General features: G+C 65.4%; 21 protein-coding genes. 6 read left to right on the top strand and 15 right to left on the bottom strand.

Features of this window, described 5'->3' with window-relative positions; all coding sequences use genetic code 11:
* Positions 1–5: 5 nt before the first annotated feature.
* The 6 genes from FAS41_RS08590 to pmbA all read right to left on the bottom strand — a co-directional run bounded on the left by FAS41_RS08590 (position 6) and on the right by pmbA (position 5,299).
* The gene (locus FAS41_RS08590) at positions 6–899 is read right to left on the bottom strand and encodes a ZIP family metal transporter (protein ID WP_425048989.1); all 894 of its coding nucleotides are present in this window, start codon (positions 897–899) and stop codon (positions 6–8) included.
* Between the two features lie 22 nt (positions 900–921).
* Positions 922–1,548, bottom strand: a complete 627-nt coding sequence (locus FAS41_RS08585) for a superoxide dismutase (RefSeq protein WP_138521242.1) — start codon at positions 1,546–1,548, stop codon at positions 922–924.
* A 32-nt stretch (positions 1,549–1,580) separates the two neighbouring features.
* Positions 1,581–2,030, bottom strand: coding sequence for a hypothetical protein (locus FAS41_RS08580; protein WP_138521240.1), 450 nt, complete (start codon positions 2,028–2,030; stop codon positions 1,581–1,583).
* Between the two features lie 29 nt (positions 2,031–2,059).
* The gene (fumC, locus tag FAS41_RS08575) at positions 2,060–3,436 is read right to left on the bottom strand and encodes a class II fumarate hydratase FumC (protein WP_138521238.1); all 1,377 of its coding nucleotides are present in this window, start codon (positions 3,434–3,436) and stop codon (positions 2,060–2,062) included.
* Positions 3,429–3,812, bottom strand: coding sequence for a FagA protein (locus FAS41_RS08570; RefSeq protein WP_138521236.1), 384 nt, complete (start codon positions 3,810–3,812; stop codon positions 3,429–3,431). The genes fumC and FAS41_RS08570 overlap by 8 nt, the downstream gene beginning before the upstream one ends.
* Before the next feature lie 137 nt (positions 3,813–3,949).
* On the bottom strand, positions 3,950–5,299 hold the full coding sequence (gene pmbA / locus FAS41_RS08565) for a metalloprotease PmbA (protein WP_088421215.1): 1,350 nt from the start codon (positions 5,297–5,299) through the stop codon (positions 3,950–3,952).
* A 116-nt stretch (positions 5,300–5,415) separates the two neighbouring features.
* Here pmbA and yjgA point away from each other — a divergent pair, with 116 nt between their 5' ends.
* A complete protein-coding gene (gene yjgA / locus FAS41_RS08560; RefSeq protein WP_239746551.1) occupies positions 5,416–5,940 on the top strand; it encodes a ribosome biogenesis factor YjgA in 525 nt (174 codons plus the stop codon).
* A 40-nt stretch (positions 5,941–5,980) separates the two neighbouring features.
* Here the strand turns inward: yjgA and tldD are convergent, their stop codons facing one another.
* The 8 genes from tldD to mreB all read right to left on the bottom strand — a co-directional run bounded on the left by tldD (position 5,981) and on the right by mreB (position 17,149).
* On the bottom strand, positions 5,981–7,423 hold the full coding sequence (tldD, locus tag FAS41_RS08555) for a metalloprotease TldD (protein WP_138521232.1): 1,443 nt from the start codon (positions 7,421–7,423) through the stop codon (positions 5,981–5,983).
* 2 nt (positions 7,424–7,425) lie between these two features.
* On the bottom strand, positions 7,426–8,274 hold the full coding sequence (locus tag FAS41_RS08550; protein WP_138521230.1) for a carbon-nitrogen hydrolase family protein: 849 nt from the start codon (positions 8,272–8,274) through the stop codon (positions 7,426–7,428).
* A 67-nt stretch (positions 8,275–8,341) separates the two neighbouring features.
* Positions 8,342–12,160 carry a YhdP family protein gene (locus tag FAS41_RS08545; protein ID WP_138521228.1) on the bottom strand — a complete coding sequence of 1,273 codons (3,819 nt, stop codon included), beginning with the start codon at positions 12,158–12,160 and terminating at the stop codon, positions 8,342–8,344.
* 158 nt (positions 12,161–12,318) lie between these two features.
* On the bottom strand, positions 12,319–13,776 hold the full coding sequence (gene rng / locus FAS41_RS08540) for a ribonuclease G (protein ID WP_045209573.1): 1,458 nt from the start codon (positions 13,774–13,776) through the stop codon (positions 12,319–12,321).
* A gap of 47 nt (positions 13,777–13,823) precedes the next feature.
* Positions 13,824–14,408 carry a Maf family protein gene (locus FAS41_RS08535; RefSeq protein ID WP_138521226.1) on the bottom strand — a complete coding sequence of 195 codons (585 nt, stop codon included), beginning with the start codon at positions 14,406–14,408 and terminating at the stop codon, positions 13,824–13,826.
* A gap of 60 nt (positions 14,409–14,468) precedes the next feature.
* Positions 14,469–14,957, bottom strand: a complete 489-nt coding sequence (gene mreD, locus FAS41_RS08530) for a rod shape-determining protein MreD (RefSeq protein ID WP_138521224.1) — start codon at positions 14,955–14,957, stop codon at positions 14,469–14,471.
* On the bottom strand, positions 14,957–16,018 hold the full coding sequence (mreC, locus tag FAS41_RS08525) for a rod shape-determining protein MreC (RefSeq protein WP_138521222.1): 1,062 nt from the start codon (positions 16,016–16,018) through the stop codon (positions 14,957–14,959). The genes mreD and mreC overlap by 1 nt, the downstream gene beginning before the upstream one ends.
* Before the next feature lie 93 nt (positions 16,019–16,111).
* A complete protein-coding gene (gene mreB / locus FAS41_RS08520) occupies positions 16,112–17,149 on the bottom strand; it encodes a rod shape-determining protein MreB (RefSeq protein WP_017518164.1) in 1,038 nt (345 codons plus the stop codon).
* A gap of 239 nt (positions 17,150–17,388) precedes the next feature.
* Here mreB and gatC point away from each other — a divergent pair, with 239 nt between their 5' ends.
* From gatC to FAS41_RS08495, 5 genes are read left to right on the top strand one after another with little or no spacing between them, the layout of a single operon-like run.
* Complete coding sequence (gene gatC / locus FAS41_RS08515) at positions 17,389–17,676, top strand: Asp-tRNA(Asn)/Glu-tRNA(Gln) amidotransferase subunit GatC (protein ID WP_015475813.1); 288 nt, start codon at positions 17,389–17,391, stop codon at positions 17,674–17,676.
* A gap of 19 nt (positions 17,677–17,695) precedes the next feature.
* Entirely contained in the window at positions 17,696–19,150 is a 1,455-nt protein-coding gene (gatA, locus tag FAS41_RS08510) for an Asp-tRNA(Asn)/Glu-tRNA(Gln) amidotransferase subunit GatA (protein ID WP_138521220.1), read from the top strand.
* 11 nt (positions 19,151–19,161) lie between these two features.
* A complete protein-coding gene (gene gatB / locus FAS41_RS08505) occupies positions 19,162–20,607 on the top strand; it encodes an Asp-tRNA(Asn)/Glu-tRNA(Gln) amidotransferase subunit GatB (protein ID WP_138521219.1) in 1,446 nt (481 codons plus the stop codon).
* A 54-nt stretch (positions 20,608–20,661) separates the two neighbouring features.
* A complete protein-coding gene (locus FAS41_RS08500; RefSeq protein ID WP_138521217.1) occupies positions 20,662–21,045 on the top strand; it encodes a septal ring lytic transglycosylase RlpA family protein in 384 nt (127 codons plus the stop codon).
* Positions 21,046–21,104: 59 nt separating this feature from the next.
* Positions 21,105–21,446: a carboxymuconolactone decarboxylase family protein gene (locus FAS41_RS08495; protein WP_138521413.1), complete on the top strand. Its 342-nt coding sequence runs from the start codon at positions 21,105–21,107 to the stop codon at positions 21,444–21,446.
* A gap of 84 nt (positions 21,447–21,530) precedes the next feature.
* Here FAS41_RS08495 and FAS41_RS08490 read toward each other — a convergent pair whose 3' ends face one another.
* Positions 21,531–22,346, bottom strand: a complete 816-nt coding sequence (locus FAS41_RS08490; protein WP_138521215.1) for a YfaP family protein — start codon at positions 22,344–22,346, stop codon at positions 21,531–21,533.
* Positions 22,347–22,351: the final 5 nt, after the last annotated feature.

Genomic DNA, 22,351 nt, shown 5'->3' with positions numbered 1-22,351 from the left:
GGCCATCAGCCCAGCGACGTATCCAGCACCATCATCAGGCAGAAACCGATGATCAGCCCCTGGGTGGCCTGCGCCGCGTGGCCGCGCCGCTGCGATTCGGGAATGATCTCGCGCACCACCACATAGAGCATCGCGCCCGCCGCCGCGGCCAGCCCCCAGGGCAGGAACATCCGCGAGATCCCGATCAGCCAGGCGCAGAGTACCGCGAAAAGCGGCTCCACCAGCCCGGAAGCCGCCCCCGCCAGTGCCGCCTTGCCGCGCGAAACACCCGCCCCAGCCAGCACCAGCGCAATCGCCAGCCCTTCGGGCACATCCTGCAGCGCGATCCCCAGCGCCAGGCCACTCGCCCCCTGCACCTCTCCCCCGGCGGCAACGCCCACGGCCATGCCTTCGGGAATGTTGTGCAGAACAATGGCGGCGACGAACAGCAGGATGCGCGCAGGCACCTTGCCGTCAGCAACACCCTGGATATTCGCCTGGGCATCCTCCAGCACCCGCCCGAACACGGCGAGGCCAAAGGCGCCCAACGCAAGGCCGAGACTGACCAGCAGCGAGGCCAGCCAGGTCGGGCGCCCGGAAGCTTCCGCCGCCTCCAGCGCCGGCAGCAGCAGGGAGAACGCCGTGGCAGCCAGCATCACCCCGGCACCGAAGCCCAGCATGGCATCGGCGATGCGCGCCGGCATGCTCCGCACCAGCAGCACCGGCACCGCCCCCAAGGCCGTGCCGAGCGCGCAGAGCATGCCGCCGTGCAGGGCCAGGTACATCGGCGCAGACAAAGACAGTCTCGCCAGCAGCATCAGGTGCTGAACCACCAGCACGGCACCGCCAAGGGAAATGGTCAGCCCCAGCAACCAACGCAGATTGCGCCCTCCGCTTTCCCGCAGACTCTGCACAATCAGACGCATGGCAGGTCCACCGGTCTCATCCCTGACCTCGTGCCCGCAACGCCTGGCGGTAACGGCGCAGCACCTCGGGCCAGGCGACCACGTTGTAGAAGGCTGCGATGTATTCCGGCCGACGGTTCTGGTAGCGCAGGTAGTAGGCGTGCTCCCAGACATCCAGGCCGAGGATCGGCAGATTGCCCTGCATCAGCGGGCTGTCCTGGTTACCGCTACTCTCGACCACCAACTTGCCCTGCAGATCTACACTCAGCCACGCCCATCCGCTACCGAAGCGGGTCAGCGCTGCCTTGGTGAAGGCCTGGCAGAAGGCGTCGTAACCACCCAGTTCGGCATCGATGGCCTGGCACAGCTCTTCCTGGGGCTGACCGCCACCGTCCGGCGCCATGATGGTCCAGAACAACGAATGGTTGGCATGACCACCGCCGTTATTGATCACTGGGCCGCGCAGGGCATCGGGCAGGCGGTCGAGTTTCTGCAGCAACTCCTCCACCGGAACCTCGGCGAACTCGGTGCCTTGCAGCGCCGCGTTGAGGTTGTTGATGTAGGTCTGGTGGTGCTTGCTGTGGTGGATCTCCATGGTCTGCGCATCGATGTGCGGCTCTAGAGCGTCGTAGGCATAGGGCAAGGCAGGCAGGACGTGAGGCATCTTCAAACCTTCTTTCAGTGGTAGCGCATCGACTAGTGGTAACGCATCGAGTGCACGGCGGTGAACAGCCCCGGACGCAGCTCTACCGCGCCCTGGCGGCGCAGCAGGCGCTGGGTGCGCGGGTAGGTGCCGTGCTCGCCGATGAAGTTGAGCAATTCAACGTAGGTGCGGCGGCTGTGCTGCACCGCCGCGGCGCGCAACTCGGAGCGCTTGCGCAGGTCCTCGCCCAGATGCAGCAGGCGTTCGTGGCAAGCACAGAGGTACTCGGCGGTCTCCTCCGGCTGGCCCAGCTGCAGATGCAGATCACCGAGGTTGTGGTGCGAGATGACAAAGGCCATCACCGCTTCCTCGGCGTCATGCCAGCGATCCAGCAGCACCTGGGCCAGCGCCAGAGCGTGGAGGTAGTGCTCACGGGCATCGATCAACTCTTGACGAATGAAGCAGCGATTGCCCAGTTCGATGGTGCGTTGCCAATGACGCATGGCAGGTTCCTCCAGCAGGTGGGGCGGACTCAGAGTCCGCCGGCGGTGAGCTTCTCGGGATCGAGCAGTTGCTCGAGGCGGGCGCGGTCCAGGTCCGTGTTTTCTAGCGCGACATCGATGATCGGCCGGCCGTCACGGTAGGCCTGCTTGGCAATCTCGGCAGCCTTCTGGTAGCCGATAATCGGATTCAGCGCCGTGACCAGGATCGGATTGCGCGACAGCGCCTCGCGCAGGCTCGCCTCGTTGACCTTGAAGCTGGCGATGGCCTTGTCCGCCAGCAGGCGACTGACATTGGCCAGCAGGTGGATGCTGTGCAGCAGGTTGTCGGCGATCACCGGCAGCATCACGTTCAGCTCGAAGTTGCCGGACTGCCCGGCGACGGCAATGGTGGTGTCGTTGCCCATCACCTGGGCGGCGACCATGGCGGTGGCTTCCGGGATCACCGGGTTGACCTTGCCCGGCATGATCGAGGAGCCCGGCTGCAGCGCTTCCAGCTCGATCTCGGCAAGGCCGGCCAGCGGACCGGAGTTCATCCAGCGCAGGTCGTTGGCGATCTTCATCAGTGCCACGGCCAGGGCCTTGAGCTGACCGGAAGTGGACACGGCGATGTCCTGGGCGCCGATCAGCGCGAAGAAATCATCACCGGGGCGGAACACCAGGCCAGTCAGGCCATTGAGCTCCTCGCAGAAGCGCGCGGAGAACTGCGGATGGGCGTTCACCCCAGTGCCGACGGCAGTGCCGCCCTGGGCGAGCTGCTGCAATGCCGGCAGTTGCCCCTCGATACCTTGCGATGCCTGGCGCACCTGCTGGGCCCAGCCACCGAGCACCTGGCTCAGGCGCACCGGCATGGCGTCCATCAGGTGGGTGCGGCCCGTCTTCACGTGCTGGTGCACGGACTTGGCTTTCTTCTCCAAGGTCGCGTGCAGGTGGTCCAGGGCCGGCAGCAGGTGCTGATGGATTTCCAGCGCCGCACTGATGTGAATGGTCGAGGGAATGATGTCGTTGCTGCTCTGCCCACAGTTGACCTGGTCGTTGGCATTCACCGGCTTGCCCAGGCGGCGGGTAGCGAGGGTGGCGACCACCTCGTTGGCGTTCATGTTGGAGCTGGTGCCCGAACCGGTCTGGAACACGTCAACCGGGAAGTGCTGCTGCAGGTCGCCCGCCAGCAGTTCTTCACAGGCAGCGACGATGGCGGCGCCGGTCTCCGCGTCCAGCTGTTCCAGGCTGACATTGGCACGCGCCGCGGCGGCCTTGGCCAGCAGCAGTGCGCGAATGAACGGACGCGGCATACGCTGACCGCTGACGGGGAAGTTGTTCACCGCCCGCTGCGTCTGGGCGCCGTACAGCGCCGAAGCCGGCACCTCCAGTTCGCCCATGCTGTCGCGTTCGATACGGCTGTCAGTCATTCTCGATTCCTTCTTGCAGTCTCAGGGAAGGCGCCATCTCCTGCTGCGCCATGCGCCGGGCCAGCAGGCACAGGCGTTGGCGCTGGGCGGTCGAAATCGCCAGGCGTTGCAGTTCGCGCAGGGGGAGATAGGCGTGGTCCAGGCAAAGCACACGCCAGTGCCAGGGCAGCGCGATGTCACGGCTGCTGTCGAGCAGCAGCTGGAAGCACTTCTCGAACAGGCGCCAAGCCGGCACCGGCTCCCAGGCCGCCAGGTAGCGCGCCTCGCCGAGGTACTGCTCGACCAGGCGCGGTTCATTCGGCTCCAGAGCACAGCGGATGCGCGTGCCCAGGCGATACCAGCGGTCGGTGATCGAGCTGTCGATTTCGGCGAACATGGCAATCTCTCAATCGATAATGAGATTGATTATTGTTTCCGAAAAACAAAAAAACAAGCCGCCCGAACGCAATGCGCTGGGCGGCTGCTCGTGAGAAAGGCGGGGAAGCCGCGGCCGGCAAGGCCGCGGCGGGTGAATCAGTTGCCGGCGACCATCATCTTTTCGATAAGCACGGAACCGGTGTGCAGGTTGCCGCGATACTCCACATCGTTACCGATGGCGACGATGTTGCGGAACAGGTCGCGCAGGTTGGCGGCGATGGTGACTTCCTGCACCGGGAACTGGATTTCGCCGTTCTCCACCCAGTAGCCGCCAGCGCCCCGCGAGTAGTCGCCGGTCACCAGGTTGACGCCCTGCCCCATCAGTTCGGTGACCAGCAGGCCCCGGCCCATGCGGCGGATCAGGGCGGCCTGGTCCTCGTCGCCATGGCTGACGAACAGGTTGTGCACGCCACCGGAGTTGGCCGTGCTGGGCATGCCCAGCTTGCGCCCGGAGTAGGTCCCCAGCACATAGGAGACCAGCTCGCCGCCTTCGACGAAGGGCTTGGCGTAAGTCGCCAGGCCATCGTTGTCGAACGAGGCACTGCCCAGCGCGCCGCGCAGCAGCGGACGCTCATCCAGAGTCAGCCACTCCGGGAACAGTCGCTGGCCCAACGCACCTTCGAGGAAGGACGACTTGCGGTACAGGCTGCCGCCGGAAATAGCGCCGAGGAAGTGACCGAACAGACCCACCGCGACTTCCGGAGCGAACAGTACCGGTACTTCGGCGGTCGGCACCGGGCGGGCGCCCAGGCGGCTGGCGGCGCGCTCAGCGGCGCGACGGCCGATGGATTCCGGGGTGGCCAGCAACTCGCCGCGACGGTTCACGTCGTACCAGTAGTCGCGCTGCATCTGCCCTTCGCCTTCGGCGATCATCACGCAGCTCAGGCTGTGGCGAGTGCTGGCGTAGCCACCGACGAAGCCGTGGCTGTTGCCGTAGACACGACAGCCCTGGTGGGTGTTCAGCGTGGTGCCGTCGGCCTTGGTGACGCGTTTGTCAGTGGCGAACGCTGCCGCCTCGCAGGCCAGCGCGCGTTCGATGGCCTGGTCAGGGGTGATCGACCAACCGTGATAAAGGTCCAGGTCCGGCAGGTCGCGGGCCATCAGCGCCGGGTCCGCCAGGCCGGCGCAATCGTCCTCGGAAGCGTGCTTGGCAATCGCCAGCGCCGCCGCCACGGTTTCGCGGATGGCATCCGCCCCAGTCGCCGAGGTGCTCGCCGAGCCCTTGCGCTGGCCGACGTAGAGGGTGATGCCGAAGCCCTGGTCGCGGTTGAACTCGACGGTCTCGACTTCACCCTGGCGCACCGAGGTCGACAGCCCCTGCTCCACCGACACCGCCACCTCGCAGGCGCTGGCACCCTGCCGGGTGGCCTCGGCGATGATCCGCTCGACCTGCTCGCGCAGTTCGGGAAGGACCTCCGGGCTCACTGCCGGGTTGTGTTCGCTCATTGCATGCCTCTCCTGTTCATGGTCCGGTCGCGCCATCAGGCGGCGGCAACCGGCGCGGGCCGGACAAGCGGCCCCTGACTCGTTATCATGGCGGCGTTTTCAACGAGACCCCCGCCATGGCTGAAATTCACGATGACGACTCGTCCTTCGATGAGAAGAGCAAGTCGCAAGTAAAACGCGAAATGCACGCGCTGCAGGAGCTCGGCGAGCGCCTGACCACGCTCAAGGCCGACATGCTCGACCGCATGCCGCTCACCGATCCGCTGCGCCGCGCACTGGAAGAAGCACCCAAGCACAAGGCCAACGCCGCCAAGAAACGCCACCGGCAGTTCATCGGCAAGCTGATGCGCGACCAGGACGTCGAGGCCATCCTCGCCCTGCTGGAGCAGGTAGACACCTCCACGCGCCAATACAACGAACGCTTCCACGCCCTCGAACGCTGGCGCGACCACCTGATCACCGGCGGTGATGCGGCGCTGTCGGCCTTCTTCGGCGAATACCCGGAAAGCGACCGCCAGCATCTGCTCCAACTGATCCGTCACGCCCAGCACGAGGCCGCTCACAACAAGCCTCCGGCCGCAGCGCGGAAGATCTTCAAGTACATCCGCGAGCTGGACGAGATGAAACGCGGCCTGCGCTGAGCGGCCGCGCCCTTTCCATCCAGCCCCACCGGCAACAGCCTCAGGCGCCCGTGCCGCCGACAGTGATCGCGTCGATCTTCAGGGTCGGCTGGCCGACACCGACCGGCACGGACTGGCCGTCCTTGCCGCAGGTGCCCACGCCGCTGTCCAGTGCGAGGTCGTTGCCGACCATGGACACCCGGCTCATCACTTCCGGACCGTTGCCGATCAAAGTCGCGCCCTTCACCGGGCGAGTAATCTTGCCGTTCTCGATCAGGTAGGCCTCGCTGGTGGCGAAGACGAACTTGCCGCTGGTGATGTCCACCTGGCCGCCGCCAAGGTTGGCGCAGTAGATGCCGCGCTCGACGCTGGCAATGATTTCCTGCGGATCGCTCTGCCCGGCCAGCATGTAGGTGTTGGTCATGCGCGGCATCGGCAGGTGCGCGTAGGACTCGCGGCGACCGTTACCGGTGCGCGCCACGCCCATCAGGCGGGCGTTGAGCTTGTCCTGCATGTAACCCTTGAGGATGCCGTTCTCGATCAGCACATTGCAGTGGGTTGGCGTGCCTTCGTCGTCCACCGACAGCGAACCGCGACGACCGGCGATAGTGCCGTCATCGACGATGGTGCACAGGCTGGAAGCGACCTTCTCGCCGATACGACCGCTGTAGTTCGAGCTGCCCTTGCGGTTGAAGTCGCCTTCCAGACCGTGGCCCACGGCCTCATGCAGCAGCACGCCGGACCAGCCGGCGCCCATCACCACCGGCAGGCTGCCGGCCGGCGCGGGAACGGCTTCGAGGTTGACCAGGGCCTGGCGCAGCGCCTCGCGGGCATAGCTCATGGCACGGTCTTCCTGGAGGAAGTACTTGTAGTCGGTGCGCCCGCCGCCGCCGTGACCGCCACGCTCGCGGCGGCCATTCTGTTCGACGATGACACTGACGTTGAAGCGCACCAGCGGACGGATGTCCGCCGCCAGCGAACCATCCGCCGCTGCGATCAGCACCTGGTCCCAGACGCCGGCGAGGCTGACGGTGACCTGCTGGATGCGCGGATCGAGGGCGCGAGTGGCAGCATCGATCTTCTGCAGCAGCTCCACTTTCTCGGCGCGGCTCATCACGTCCAGCGGATTCTCGCCGGCATACAGGCGGGTCGGCACCACGGCCTGGAAGGCTTGCACCTTGCCGTTCTGCCCAGCACGGGAAATGGAACGGGCAGCGCGAGCAGCCTGGATCAGCGCTTCATGGTTAATCGCGTTGCTGTAGGCGAAGCCAGTCTTCTCGCCGGACTGCGCGCGCACGCCGACGCCCTGGTCCATGTGGAAGCTGCCTTCCTTGACGATGCCGTCCTCCAGCATCCAGGACTCGGAGACCTGGCTCTGGAAGTACAGGTCGGCGGCATCGATGCCGGGGCCGCTCAGCTCGTGCAGGATCGGCGACAGCTGGTCGATATCCAGACCACCGGGGGCCAGCAGGTGCTGACTGACGGATGACAACAGTTCGCTCATATTCACTCCGTACGCGCCGGTCGTGGTTCGACCGGCGGGAAAAATCTTCTGTGCCGGGCAATCGGCATGCGCTGCCGGACCGCCGCCTGTTCCTCGCTGTCGCGCTCGGCCAGCAGCACGGCTTCGCCCTTGGCCTGTTCGGCGAGGATACGCCCCCAGGGATCGACAATGGCCGACTGGCCCCAGGTTTCCCGTCCTTTGGGGTGGGTACCGCCCTGCCCGGCCGCCAGCAGGTAGCACTGGGTCTCGATGGCACGGGCTCGGATGAGGATTTCCCAATGCGCCGCGCCGGTCACCGCGGTGAAGGCCGAAGGGGCGCTGATCAGCTCCGCACCGGCTTCGCGCAGTGCGGTGTAAAGCTCAGGGAAGCGCAGGTCGTAGCAGACCGTCATCCCCAGTCGCCCCACCGGCGTGTCCGCCACCACCACGCGCTGGCCGAAGGCGTAGTCATCCGACTCGCGATAGCGGCCACGGGCGTCGGCGACGTCCACGTCGAACAGGTGCAGCTTGTCGTAGCGCGCCGCCACTTCGCCGCGCTCGTCTACCAGCAGCGAACAGGCATTGGCCTTCGCGTCGGGCTGGCCTTCAGGCGGCAGCGGCAGGGTACCGGCGACTATCCACAACCTGAGGTCGCGGGCGGTGCTTTTCAACCAGGGCAGGACAGGGCCTTCGCCGAGCGCTTCGGCACGACCGATCTGTGCGAGATCGCGGCGGCCCATGGCGGCAAAGTTTTCCGGTAGCACGACGAGGCGCGCACCGCCCTCGGCAGCCTGCTCGAGCAGGCGACGGGCGGCGGCGAGATTGGCCAGGACATCGTCCTGGCTGACCATCTGGATGACGGCAATGGACATGCTGAGCTCCGTCGGTGTCTGGATTTCATGCTAACTGAAGCCCGGACTTTATGCTCGATTGAGGGGCTCAATGAGGCTTTTCGAAAGGTTTCTCGAAGGTGATGGCCGGACTCTGCCACGGACCCTTCACGCTGTACTGCACACTGGCAAAACGCGCGACCTTGTCACCCAGCAGCTTGTCCACGACGAACAGGGCACCGCCAATGGCAGGCGCACCGACGATCAGCGCTGCCAGTGGCAGGTTGTTGGTCACCGGCAGGGTCACCAGCAGCTTGGCGTCGATCTGATCGTGGGCAAGGTCCAGCGTGCCGTTGAGCTCGAGGTTGCTCGACGGACCATCCAGGCGCAGCGGCTCGCGGGTGAAGAACACCCCGTCTGTGGCGGTGAGCACACCCTTCACCCGGTCGTAGCTCAAGCCCTTGCCCAGCAGATCGGAGAAGTCCAGGCGCAGGCGGCGGTTGATAGCGTTGAAATTCAGCAGGCCGAACACGCGCAGGGCATTGGCGCCCCCCTCCACCTCGACGAATTGGCCCTTGCGCAGGCTGGCATCGAGGGTGCCGCCGAAGCGCCGCAGGTTCAGCGCCGCCGGCGAGCCCGGCCAGTTGCCGTTGATGTCCACGCTGAAGCGCTCGCTGGTCACGCTGGGCGCAAAGTCCCAGGCCTTGAGCACATCCCCCAGGTTCTTGCCCTCGAGCTTGCCCTGGAAGGTGCTGCGCGCGCTGGTATCCATACCGTCCCAGCGCAGGTTGCCCTTCACCGACAGCCCGCGCAGGTCGAGATTGACATCGTTGAAGCTGACGCCGGTCGTCGTCGGGCGCAGGTTGAAGCTCCAGGCACCAACGGGCTTGCCGGCCTTGAGCACCTGGCGAATGCTCACATCCATCGGCGGCAGGGTGCGCGGGTCGATCTTCGCCAGCGGGTCCGGCGCTTCCACCGCTTTCTCGGAATCGATGGCCTCGCCCTTGGGCAAGTCGATGCGGTCCAGGGCGATCTGGATCGGCCTCACCTTGCTGTCGGGCAGGGTGACCTTGCCGGAGACCAGCGAGCTGACCAGTCCGACCTGCCAGGTGCTGTCGACGCGCGCCAGGTCCAGCGAGAGGTTTTCCAGGGTCTGGCCGAAGCCCTTGAAGCGAGCGATCTGCAGGTCAGCCCCGCGTAGCAGGCCAGCCGCGCCCTCAACCCCGGCGTTGGAGTGCTTCTTCGCGACCGCCATCCAGGCGTCGGCGTCGATTTCGTCGATCTTGCCGCGCACCTGCACGCCGCTCCAGTTGGGCAGCACGGCCGGATCGCCGCCCAGGCGCAACACACCACGACCGGCAAGCGGTTGGTCAGCCGGCGCGGCGTAGGCCAGGCTGGCGCGGTCGCCATAAGTCGCCCAGTAGCGCCGCTCGGCACCGTCCAGGGTCATACGCCACTCGCTCTCTCGGGTCTCCTGCGCGGCCTTGCCCAACGGCGCCGGCAAGTCGATGGTGACACCCTGCAGGTTCGAGGCGACCTGCAACTGGCTGTCCTTGCCATCGAGCAGCAGGTTGAGCTGGAACGGCACCCGGCCATCCACCGGCAGTTGCTGCTGTACCTTGCCCCAGTCGAGCAGGGACTTGATCGGTACCTGGCCACCGACCAGCACTCGCGTACGCGGTACGCCGTTGCGACCTTCGGCACGAATGCTGCCGGTGATCCGGCTACCCAGCACCTGGGCAGCGACGCTCTGCCCGCTCAGGCCGCTGTCGGTGTCGTAACGGAACTTGCCCTTGACCTGTTCGAGGTTCAGTTCGGGCTTGGCAATCTTCAACTTCGCCTTGTCGGTGTCAAAGTCGACTATCACCCGCGCCTTGCTCGCCTCTCCCTTGGCCAGGGGAATGTCGAGATTGAGATGGCCGTTCAGGTCTCCGGAGCCTTCCCAGCCGGCGAAGGTATGAGTCGCGCCGATCGGCGAGTCCTGGAGGATCTTCAAGCCATCCACGAGGTTGCTGTCGATGTCGCCATTCACGTGCAGGTGGGCGACCTCGCCCGGGTCAGAGTGAGGAATCTCCACCGAAACATCGCGCACCTGGCTATTGAGGATCTGCCCGCTGGTGGCGTTGATGCTGACACCGGTGTCCTCGACCCGCACTTCGCCCTCCGCCTTGCTCAGGCCGGGCCAGCCGGGCTGGTAGTCGAGAACGCCGTCATGGACCTTGAAGTACAGGGTCATGGCATGGGCTTCAGGCGCCGAGCCCTTCTGCAAAGAGCCCTGCCAGAGGAAGTAGCCCTGCTCGATCCGGCCACTCTTGATCGAGCCCTTGAGCCAGGCAGCGAGGTCCTTGCTCATTTGCGGGATGACGGTGGGCAGGTACTTGCTGGTATAGCGCGCGTCGCCATTGCTCATGCCAACACGCAGGTCCATGTAATCCTCCTGCGCCGGGTCTCGCATGAGGCGGATCAGCATGTCGCCAGCGAGAGTGCCCTCCTCGCCCTCCACCTGCATCAGGTGGCTGCCGAGGGTGAAGGCTTCGTCGTTGAGCTGGAAGAACATCCGCGTATGTGCAGTTCGGTAGTGCCAGGGCTCGGGGAACAGGGTCGCCAGGTGCAGCATGAAATCCTGGGCATTGGCGTCCAGCGTGCCGCCGCCAAGGTTGCCGCGCAGGGTGCCGTCGACATTGGCCACCGCGGGTACGTCATGGAAAGCACTGACGCCGACCTTCTCCAGGTTGGTGGCGTACATGGCCCGCTCAGCGCCCTCGCGCTGCGGCCAGTAGTCGAAATTGACATTGTGCAGGACGCCATGCGGCTTCAGGCCGTCGAGCCACTCGATGACCTTGTCCGGCAGCGGTGCCAGGGCGGTAATGGTCGGCCCCAGCGGGGTCAGGTCGAGGCGGTCGGCGCGAAGCTGCCAATGCTCCTCGTCCTTCATACGGCGCGTCAGCTCCAGCTCCACTTCCCCCCAGCGGATTTCACCGAGGTTCGCCGCCAGATCGGCGACGCGCACGTCGAGATCGTCCCCATTACGCTGGAAGTAGAGACTGACACCCAGGTCACTCAGGCTGACCGGCTTGCGGTCGCCTAACGCAGCATCGATCTTCGGCGCGTTCAGGCGCGCCACCGCAGAGACCGGCACCCCCTTGTCGATGGTCGCCCAGAACTCGCCACCGGCCTTGGCCTGGGCCAGCTTCCAGGCACCGGTGAGCCGCTCGGGCAGCCACTTGGCCCAGTCGGCCTGCGGCAGGCTGAGGTACAGCTGGGCCGAACTCTTCGCCCAGTCGTCACGGTTCAGGCGGGTTTCCAGCCGCGCCGCCACCGGCTCGCCACCGGGCAGGCTGAGGCGTGCTTCCAGACGCTGTCGGCTGCCACTGCGCAGAGTCATGCCGACATAGGTGAGCGACAGCGGGTTGGCCTGTTGCGGCAGCACGGTCAGCTGGCTGTCCATCAGCGACAGGCGACGCGGGGTCAGCAGCAGGTCGATGAGCTTGCGCGGGTCGGTGTCGCCGCCACGGCTGGGCAGGCCGTCGGCGTGCCATTTGCCGTCCTCGTCCTCGCGCAGGGTCAGGTGCAGGCCCTCCAGCTCCAGGCTGTCGATGCGCGGCTGGCGCGCCATCACGCTGCCGAGAATATCCGGAGTCAGGCGCACCCTCTCCAGGCGCAGGGAGTCATTGCCTTCACCCAGCTGGATGTCGCGCACGACGATTATCGGGCTGAAGGCATGCCAGTGCCCCTCCAGCGCGCCGATGGCCACCGGCAGGCCCAGCTGTTCGCTGGCCTTCTGCGCCAGGTCATCGCGGTACTCCGCCACCAGTGGCACCAATTGTCGGCCGAGGCTGACATACAGCGCGAGCAGCACCAGCCCCAGCGCCAGGAGGCCCAGGAGGATGCGCAGGGAAGTGGCAAACAGGCGGCCGGCACGCTCCATGTCAGCCGGCTACCTGTGAAGCGAAGCGAAGGGTCATCGAGCGGCCTCCCAGCCAGGCAATGTCGAACCAGGTCTGACAGTGTGCGTCAGGCAAAGCTCCAAAAAACCCCATTGCACGGCGGTCTCCCGCCGGAATCCCAGGTTGTGCGATCCGCCGCTCAAAGCAGGACCACGTCGTACTGCTCCTGGGAATACATGGCCTCGACCTGGAACTTGATGGGGCGACCGATGAACAGCTCCAGGTCCGCAACATTACCCGACTCCTCGTCGAGCAGGCGATCCACGACCTTCTGGTTGGCCAGCACCAGATAGGAATTGGCCTGGTAAGCCCGTGCTTCGCGGAGTATCTCGCGGAAAATCTCGTAGCAGATGGTTTCGGCGGTCTTCAGCATGCCGCGCCCCTGGCAGCTCGGACAGGGCTCGCAGAGCACCTGCACCAGGCTTTCGCGGGTGCGCTTGCGGGTCATCTGCACCAGGCCAAGCTCGGTGATGCCGATGATATTGGTCTTGGCATGGTCGCGTTCGAGCTGCTTCTCCAGGGTCCGCAGGACCTGGCGGCGGTGCTCTTCGTCTTCCATGTCGATGAAGTCGATGATGATGATCCCGCCCAGGTTGCGCAGGCGCAGCTGACGGGCAATGGCGGTGGCCGCCTCGAGATTGGTCTTGAAGATGGTTTCTTCGAGATTTCGGTGGCCGACAAAGGCGCCGGTATTGACGTCGATGGTGGTCATCGCCTCGGTCGGGTCGATGATCAGGTAGCCGCCGGACTTGAGCAGCACCTTGCGCTCCAGTGCCTTCTGCACCTCATCCTCGACCCCGTAGAGATCGAAGATCGGCCGCTCGCCCGGGTAGTGTTCCAGGCGATCGGCGATTTCCGGCATCAGTTCTTCGACAAACTGCGTGATCTTCTGGAAGTTCTCCCGGGAATCGACGCGGATCTTCTCGATGCGCGGATTCACCAGGTCGCGCAAGGTGCGCAAGGCCAGGGAAAGGTCTTCGTAGATCATCGTTGGCGCGCCGACGGTCTGGATCTGAGCGTCGATCTGGTCCCACAGGCGGCGCAGATAGCGGATATCGGCAAGGATCTCGTCCTCGCCGGCGCCTTCGGCCGCCGTGCGCAGGATAAACCCGCCGCGCTCGACGATGCCCTCCGCCTCCACGCATTTGGCGACCACCTGCTTGAGGCGCTCGCGCTCATGTTCGTCTTCGATCTTCAGGGAAATGCCGACATGGCTGGTGCGCGGCATGTAGACCAGGTAGCGCGAGGGGATCGACAGGTGCGTGGTCAGGCGCGCGCCCTTGGTGCCGATGGGGTCCTTGGTGACCTGCACCACCAGGCTCTGCCCTTCGTGGACCAGCGCTCCGATGCTTTCCACGGCGCTACCCTCGCGGGTGGAAATCTCCGCGGCATGGATGAAGGCCGCACGCTCAAGGCCGACATCGACGAAGGCCGCCTGCATACCTGGCAGCACGCGCACGACCTTGCCCTTGTAGATGTTGCCGACGATCCCGCGGCGCAACGTGCGCTCGACATGGACCTCCTGCAGGACGCCGTTCTCCACCACCGCCACGCGCGATTCCATCGGCGTGATATTGATCAGGATCTCTTCGCTCATGCGCCCTTCCTTATCGCGCCCGGAGTCTTGCCAGCGCTATTTTCCGATCAAGACTGCCAGCTGGGGATGGAGAAGTCAGCCAGCAATGCCGAGGTTTCGCAAAGAGGCAGGCCGACCACGGCGCTGTAGCTGCCCTCGACGCGACTGACAAAGACCGCCGCGAGCCCCTGGATAGCATAGCCACCGGCCTTATCCTGGGGCTCGCCGGTTTCCCAATAGCGCTCGGCTTCCTCGACGGATACTTCGCGGAAGACCACGCGGCTGCTGACCACGCGCGCCTCGCAGCGATCCCGGTCGGCTACCGCCACGGCGGTCAGCACCTCGTGCTCGCGACCAGACAGGGCCTGCAGCATCGCCAGGGCGTCGTCGCGATCCACCGGTTTGCCGAGAATACGGCCGTCCAGCACCACGGCAGTATCGGCGCCGAGCACGCAGACGTCGGCGCGCTGAGCGAGGAAGTTGAGCCCAGCCTGGGCCTTGCCGCGCGCCAGTCGCTCGACATAGGCGTGCGCCGACTCGCCGGACTCGGGCGTTTCATCGATGGACGCGGGCACTATGTGGAACGGCAGGCCGATCTGGGTAAGCAGCTCGCGGCGGCGCGGCGAACTGGAGGCGAGGTACAGCTGGGCCATCAGGGACTCCGAAGCGGGCCCACGCAACGCGGGCCCGGCGATTCCCCCACAAGGGGGCGATCAGTTGATGTTCAGGCGCAGCCGCAGGGCCCGCAGCAGTGTGTAGACCCAAGGCCAGAGCAAGGCGCTGACCAGTGCCGGCAGGAGGAAAACCAGGGTCGGCGGGCGGTTGCCGGTCAGGGCACTGATCCACAACTGGACCAGCTGGGCGAGACCGAAGACCACCAGCAACACCAGGCATTGCTGCCAGATGGGGAACATGCGCAGGCGCTGGTGCAGCGACAGCACCAGACAGATGATCAGGCTGAGGATCAAGGCGTTCTGCCCCAGCAGGCTGCCGTAGAGCACGTCTTCGGCGACGCCCAGCACCCAGGCGGTCAGCATGCCGACCTTGTGTGGCAGGTAGAGCACCCAGTAGGTGAGGAACATCGCCAGCCACAGCGGACGGCCGATCTCCATGAAGCTGGGCATCGGCGCCACCGACAGCAGCAGCGCCGCCAGCAGGGTCAACCAGATGGCCCAGCCGTTGTTCGAGCCCTGGGCCGCCATCAGTGACGGGTCCTTGCATCCGGGTGCGATGCCGGCGCACCGGTAGGCGCGGCAGGGGCCGTGCCATTGGTAGCGGCCGGATGGGCGGGCTGTGCGGCGGGAGCAGCAGGAGCAGCCGGCTGCGCGCCCTCATGCGGCTGAGCCGCCGGAGCGCCCGGTGCCGGCTGTGCCGGCGTGCCGGACTCGGCAGCCTTGCGGTCGGCCTCGGCCTGGGCCTCGGCAGCATCGGTGGCGCGCTGTTCGGGAGTACGGCTGTCGCTGAACACCAGCAGCACGTAGCGGCTGCGGTTCATCTTCGCGGTCGGCACGGCGCGGATGGTGGCGAAAGGCCCCCCCGTGTCGTGCAGCACTTCCTTCACCACCGCCACCGGATAGCCGGCCGGGAAACGCTGGCCAAGGCCGGAGCTGACCAGCAGGTCGCCTTCCTTGATATCGGCGGTATCGGCGACGTAGCGCAGCTCCAGGCGTTCCGGATTGCCGGTGCCCACGGCGATGGCGCGCAGGCCATTGCGGTTCACCTGCACCGGAATGCTGTGGGTGGTATCGGTCAACAACAGCACGCGCGCGGTGTAGGGCATGACCTCGACCACCTGGCCCATCAGGCCGCTGGCGTCGAGCACCGGCTGGCCCTGGAACACGCCGTCCTTCTCGCCCTTGTCGATCAGGATGCGTTGAGTGAACGGGTTCGGGTCGACACCGATCAGCTCGCCCACCAGCACCTTGTCATCGACCAGGGCGGAGGAGTTGAGCAGCTCGCGCAGGCGCACGTTCTGTTCGGTCAGGGTGGCCAGCTTCTGCAGGCGGCGCTGCATCAGCAGCTGCTCGGCCTTCAGGCGCTCGTTCTCGGCCAGCAGCTCGCTGCGGCTGGTGAACTGGTCGCGCACGCCTTCCCAGGCACGTACAGGGAAGTCGGCAATGCCATAGAAGGGACTCAGCACGAGGCCCATCTGGCTGCGTACCGGTTTCAGATAATCGAAGCGGGCATCGACCACCATCAAGGCGACCGACAGGACGGCGAGCACCAGCAGGCGCGCGCCCAGCGAGGGCCCTTTGGAGAATATCGGTTTGATGACCGGCTCCTAGCTGTGCGAAGTCGGTTGAAGTTTCACCAGCGCGGGCGAAACGTCAACCGACCTTTACAGGGCTTTCCTACCTTACTCGGTGGAAAGCAGGTCCATCGAATGACGGTCCATCATCTCCAGCGCCTTGCCGCCGCCACGGGCGACGCAGGTCAGCGGGTCTTCGGCGACGATCACCGGCAGGCCGGTTTCCTGGGCCAGCAGCTTGTCCAGGTCGCGCAGCAGCGCGCCGCCACCGGTCAGTACCAGGCCGCGTTCGGCGATGTCGGAAGCCAGCTCCGGCGGGGATTGTTCCAGGGCGCTCTTGACCGCCTGAACGATGGTCGCCAGGGATTCCTGCAGCGCTTCGAGCACTTCGTTGGAATTCAGGGTGAAGCTGCGCGGTACGCCTTCGGCCAGGTTACGGCCACGGACGTCGACTTCGCGGACTTCGCCGCCCGGGAAGGCGGTGCCGATTTCCTGCTTGATGCGCTCGGCGGTGGATTCGCCGATCAGGCTGCCGTAGTTGCGGCGCACGTAGGTAACGATGGCTTCGTCGAAGCGATCGCCGCCGACGCGGACGGATTCGGCGTAGACCACGCCGTTGAGGGAGATCAGCGCGATCTCGGTGGTGCCGCCGCCGATATCGACGACCATGGAACCACGGGCCTCTTCTACCGGCAGACCGGCGCCGATGGCTGCGGCCATCGGTTCTTCGATCAGGTACACCTCACGGGCACCAGCGCCCAGGGCCGATTCACGGATGGCACGGCGTTCCACCTGGGTGGACTTGCACGGCACGCAGATCAGCACGCGCGGGCTGGGCTGCAGGAAGCTGTTCTCGTGAACCTTGTTGATGAAGTACTGCAGCATCTTCTCGCAGACGCTGAAGTCGGCGATCACGCCGTCCTTCATCGGACGAATGGCGGCAATGTTGCCCGGGGTACGGCCCAGCATACGCTTGGCTTCGGTACCGACCGCGACCACGCTCTTCTGGCTGCCGTGGCTACGAATGGCGACCACGGACGGTTCGTTCAGGACGATGCCGCGCTCGCGCACATAAATAAGGGTATTGGCAGTGCCCAGGTCGATCGACAGATCACTGGAGAACATGCCACGCAGTTTTTTGAACATTGGAAAGAAACCCATAGGTGGCGCGTGGGTGAAAAGTGCGCGGGTAAAAAAGTGCGGCAAACTCTAACAATGACGGGGGTTTTGGGCAAGGCGGCAATTTATGCTAGATTCCTCGTTTTTCGGGCCCGCAGGCCCATCCCAGCGGCCTTCGACCGTCTGCCGCGGGTTCTGTTCCCTGCCCCCTCAATTCCTTCCGGCCAGGTCCAGTTCGAACCGGGCCGCTCTAGCTGGAGACCCCGATGGCGCTTGAACGCTCCGACGTGGAAAAGATCGCCCACCTCGCCCGCCTGGGCCTGGAGGAAGCCGACATTTCGCGCACCACCGATACCCTCAACAACATCCTCGGCCTGATCGACGCCATGCAGGCGGTCGACACCGATGGCGTAGAGCCCCTGGCCCACCCGCTGGAAGCCACGCAGCGCCTGCGCGCCGACGCCGTCACCGAGGAGAACCGCCGCGAAGCCTACCAGGCCATCGCGCCGGCCGTGGAAGACGGCCTTTACCTCGTCCCGAAAGTCATCGAGTAAGCGCTAAGGACACGGACATATGCTGCATCAATTGACCCTCGCCGAAGTCGCCCGCGGACTCGCCGACAAGCAATTCTCCGCCCAGGAACTGACCACTGCCCTGCTCGCGCGCATTCAGCAGCTCGACCCGCAGCTGAACAGTTTCATCACTGTCACCGAGGAAATTGCCCTGGCCCAGGCCAAGGCAGCCGACGAGCGGCGCGCCAAAGGCGAAACCGGGGCCCTGCTGGGCGCACCGATCGCCCACAAGGACCTGTTCTGCACCCAGGGCGTGCGCACCAGCTGCGGCTCGAAGATCCTCGACGCCTTCGTCTCGCCCTACGACGCCACCGTCGTCGAGCGCCTGGCCGACGCCGGCACCGTAAGCCTGGGCAAACTGAACATGGACGAGTTCGCCATGGGCTCGGCCAACGAATCGAGCCACTACGGCCCGGTGAAGAACCCCTGGGACACTTCCCGCGTACCGGGCGGCTCCTCCGGTGGTTCCGCCGCCGCCGTGGCCGCGCGCCTGATCCCGGCCGCCACCGGCACCGACACTGGCGGCTCGATCCGCCAGCCGGCAGCGTTGACCAACCTCACCGGTATCAAGCCCACCTACGGCCGTGTCTCGCGCTGGGGCATGATCGCCTACGCCTCCAGCCTCGACCAGGGCGGCCCGCTGGCCCGCACCGCCGAGGACTGCGCGCTGATGCTCGGCGCCATGGCCGGTTTCGATCCGAAGGACTCCACCTGCGTCGATCAGCCGGTGGACGATTACCTGGCCGCCCTGAGCAAGCCGCTGACCGGCCTGCGCATCGGCCTGCCGAAGGAGTACTTCGGCGCCGGCCTGGACAGCCGCATCGCCGACGCGGTGATGAAGGTGGTCGAGCAGCTCAAGCAGCTCGGCGCGGTGGTCAAGGAGATCTCCCTGCCGAACATGCAGCACGCGATCCCTGCTTATTATGTGATCGCGCCCGCAGAGGCCAGCTCCAACCTGTCGCGCTTCGACGGCGTTCGCTACGGCTATCGCTGCGAGGACCCTAAGGACCTGCAGGACCTGTACAAGCGCTCTCGCGCCGAAGGCTTCGGCGCTGAAGTGAAGAACCGCATCATGGTCGGCACCTACGCACTTTCCGCCGGTTACTACGACGCGTACTACCTGAAAGCTCAGAAGATTCGTCGCCTGATCAAGAACGATTTCACCAACGCCTTCGCCGAAGTCGACGTGATCCTCGGTCCGACCACGCCCAACCCGGCCTGGAAACTGGGCGAGAAGAACAACGACCCGGTCGCCCAGTACCTGGAAGACATCTACACCATCACCGCCAACCTTGCCGGCATTCCAGGCCTGTCCATGCCCGCCGGCTTCGTCGACGGCCTGCCGGTGGGCGTCCAGTTGCTTGCGCCGTACTTCCAGGAAGGCCGCCTGCTCAACGTCGCGCACCAGTACCAACTGGTCAGCGACTGGCACAAACAAGCACCGGCTGGATTCTGAGGACGACACACATGCAATGGGAAACCGTGATCGGGCTGGAAATCCACGCACAGCTCTCCACCCAATCGAAGATCTTCTCCGGTAGCGCCACCACCTTCGGCGCCGCCCCGAACACCCAGGCCAGCCTGGTCGACCTGGCCATGCCCGGCACCCTGCCAGTGCTGAACCAGGAGGCCGTGCGCATGGCCTGCCAGTTCGGCCTGGCGATCAACGCCGAGATCGCCGAGCGCAACGTGTTCGCGCGCAAGAACTACTTCTACCCGGACCTGCCCAAGGGCTACCAGACCAGCCAGATGGACCATCCCATCGTCGGCAAGGGCTTCCTGGACATCACCCTGGAAGACGGCACCGTCAAGCGCGTCGGCATCACTCGCGCGCATCTGGAAGAGGATGCCGGCAAGAGCCTGCACGAAGACTTCCACGGCATGAGCGGCATCGACCTGAACCGCGCCGGCACTCCGTTGCTGGAGATCGTCTCCGAGCCGGAGATACGCAGCGCGAAGGAAGCCGTGGCCTATGCCAAGGCGATCCATGCGCTGGTGCGCTACCTGGGCATCTGCGACGGCAACATGGCCGAAGGCTCGCTGCGCTGCGACTGCAACGTGTCGGTACGCCCGAAGGGTCAGGCCGAGTTCGGTACCCGTCGCGAAATCAAGAACGTGAACTCGTTCAAGTTCATCGAGCGCGCCATCAACACCGAGATCGCGTGGCAAATCGACGAACTGGAATCCGGCCGTAAGATCGTCCAGGAAACCGTCCTGTATGACGTAGCAGCCAACGAAACGCGCTCCATGCGCAGCAAGGAAGAAGCCAACGACTACCGTTACTTCCCCTGCCCGGATCTGCTGCCAGTGGTCATTGAGCGTGCCTTCCTCGAAGAACTGCGCGGCCAGCTGCCGGAACTGCCGGACCAGAAGCGCGAGCGCTTCGAGAGCCAGTACGGCCTGTCCGCCTACGACGCCAGCGTGTTGTCTGCCAGCCGCGAAATGGCTGACTACTTCGAGCAGGTCCAGAGCATCTGTGGCGATGCCAAGCTGGCCGCCAACTGGGTGATGGGCGAGCTCTCCAGCCTGCTCAATAAGGACGGCCTGGAAATCGAGCAATCGCCGGTTTCCGCCGAGCACCTGGGCCAGATGATCCTGCGCCTGAAGGACGGCACCATCAACGGCAAGGCGGCGAAGACCGTGTTCGCTGCCCTGGCCGAAGGTGAAGGCTCGCCGGACGAGATCATCAAGGCCAAGGACCTCGTGCAGAACACCGACAGCGGCGCCGTCGAGAAACTGCTCGACGACGTGCTGGCAGCCAACGCCGAGCAGGTGGAACAGTACCGCGCCAGCGACGAAGCCAAGCGCGGCAAGATGTTCGGCTTCTTCGTCGGCCAGGCCATGAAGGCCGCCAAGGGCAAGGCCAACCCGGCACAAGTGAACGAACTGCTGAAGAAGAAGCTCGAAGCCTGAGCCCACACTTCAACGACGCCGGGCTTGCCCGGCGTTTTTTCGTCCGGAGGTTCGATGCTGCGACCCATGGCCCTCGTCGGCTGCCTGGCCCTGCTGGCCGGCTGTAGCACTACATCTTACGACAGCGACTCGGAGGTCTCCGGCCGCGGCTACCGCGCCGAAGGCACCGCGTCCTATTACGGCAAGGCCCACCACGGCAAACGCACCGCCAGCGGCGAGCGCTTCAACCAGAATGCCCTGACCGCCGCCCATCGCACCCTGGCCTTCGGCACACGGGTACGGGTGACCAATCTCGACAATGGCCGCAGTGTCGTGGTGCGCATCAACGATCGCGGACCATTTGGCCGTGGACGCATCATCGATGTCTCCAAGGCCGCCGCCGAACAACTCAATATGTTGCGCTCCGGCACTGCCCGGGTGCGCCTGGAAGGTCTCTGAAGGAGTCAGAAGTGAGCAACGATAACCGCAAGGCCGGCGAACAGGTTCGCCGTGAAGTGATGGGCGACGCCTTCGTCGACCGCGCCCTGGGCAACGCCACCGAGTTCACCCAGCCGCTGCAGGACTTCGTCAACGAGCACGCCTGGGGCGGCGTGTGGAACCGCGACGGCCTGCCGCGCAAGACTCGCAGCCTGATCACCCTGGCCGCGCTGACCGCCCTCAAGTGCCCGCAGGAGTTGAAAGGCCACGTGCGCGGTGCGCTGAACAATGGCTGCACCGTGGAAGAAATTCGCGAAGCGCTGTTGCATTGCGCGGTCTATGCCGGCGTCCCCGCAGCCATCGACGCGTTCCGCGCAGCGCAAGAAGTGATCGAGGCGTGGCAAGCGGATCAGAAAGCCTGAACAGCGAACCTGCAGGAGCGAGCTTGCTCACGAACAGCTCCGCAGCGGTGCGGGTTCGCGAGCAAGCTCGCTCCTACATGAGCCCTACGGATAACTGAACCGTTTGACCAGTGTCAGCTCACCCGGCTGGCGCATCGGGATCAGGAAGGACTCCTGCTTCTCGTTCACCGTGCCCTCCTCCGTGACGATAGTCACCTGCGCCGTGGTCAGCGGCTTGGCCGCATTCACGTCGCCGGAGCTTTCATCCGAACTCCAGCCACCGCCGTAGTAGTTCACGTAGACCAGGTACTGGCCCTTGAGCGGAGTCGGGCTGGCGATGATTTCCGGACCGTAGCCGGTGGTCACGTCAACGTCCTGGGCCGCACCGTTGGGCAGCGAGCGGTTGCCGTACCAGACGTGCCCACCATCGGGCGTCACCAGGTGCAGATCGAGGTCGGTGTTGTCCGAATCCCAGGACAGCATGACCCGCAGCTTGGCCGCCACCTCGCCGCCACCGCCGCCGTGGTAGAACTGCACGCGCTTGCGCTGCTGGCCGTCCGGGCTGACGACTTCGACGCTGTTGGAACCCGCCGGGAAGGCGAACGGGCGGTCGAACCTGCCGTCGCTTTCGACCCGCATCGGCATGGCCACGCCATTGACCACCAGCCGCGCAGGCTCCTTGCTGTCCTTGGGCAACCCACGGATTTCGCCACGGATCCGCGCAGTATCGGACTGGTCCTCCCGCGAGTTCACCGAGGACGCCGGGTAGTTCACCGTCTGGCGGAAGTCGGCCTTGTCGCCGTCGCCCGAGCGCCAGCCGCCCAGCGGGGTATCCAGGCTGATCGGCGATTCGGCGGCCTGCGCGCCTAGCGGGATCAGGCTGGCGAGCAGGGACAGGCGGAGCACATGGGCGAGTTTCATGCTGA

It is taken from the genome of Pseudomonas nicosulfuronedens (assembly GCF_005877905.1).
Taxonomy (GTDB): Bacteria; Pseudomonadota; Gammaproteobacteria; order Pseudomonadales; family Pseudomonadaceae; genus Pseudomonas; species Pseudomonas nicosulfuronedens.
The sequence above is the reverse complement of the archived record's forward strand: the minus strand, read 5'-3'. Positions and strand labels throughout refer to the sequence as shown.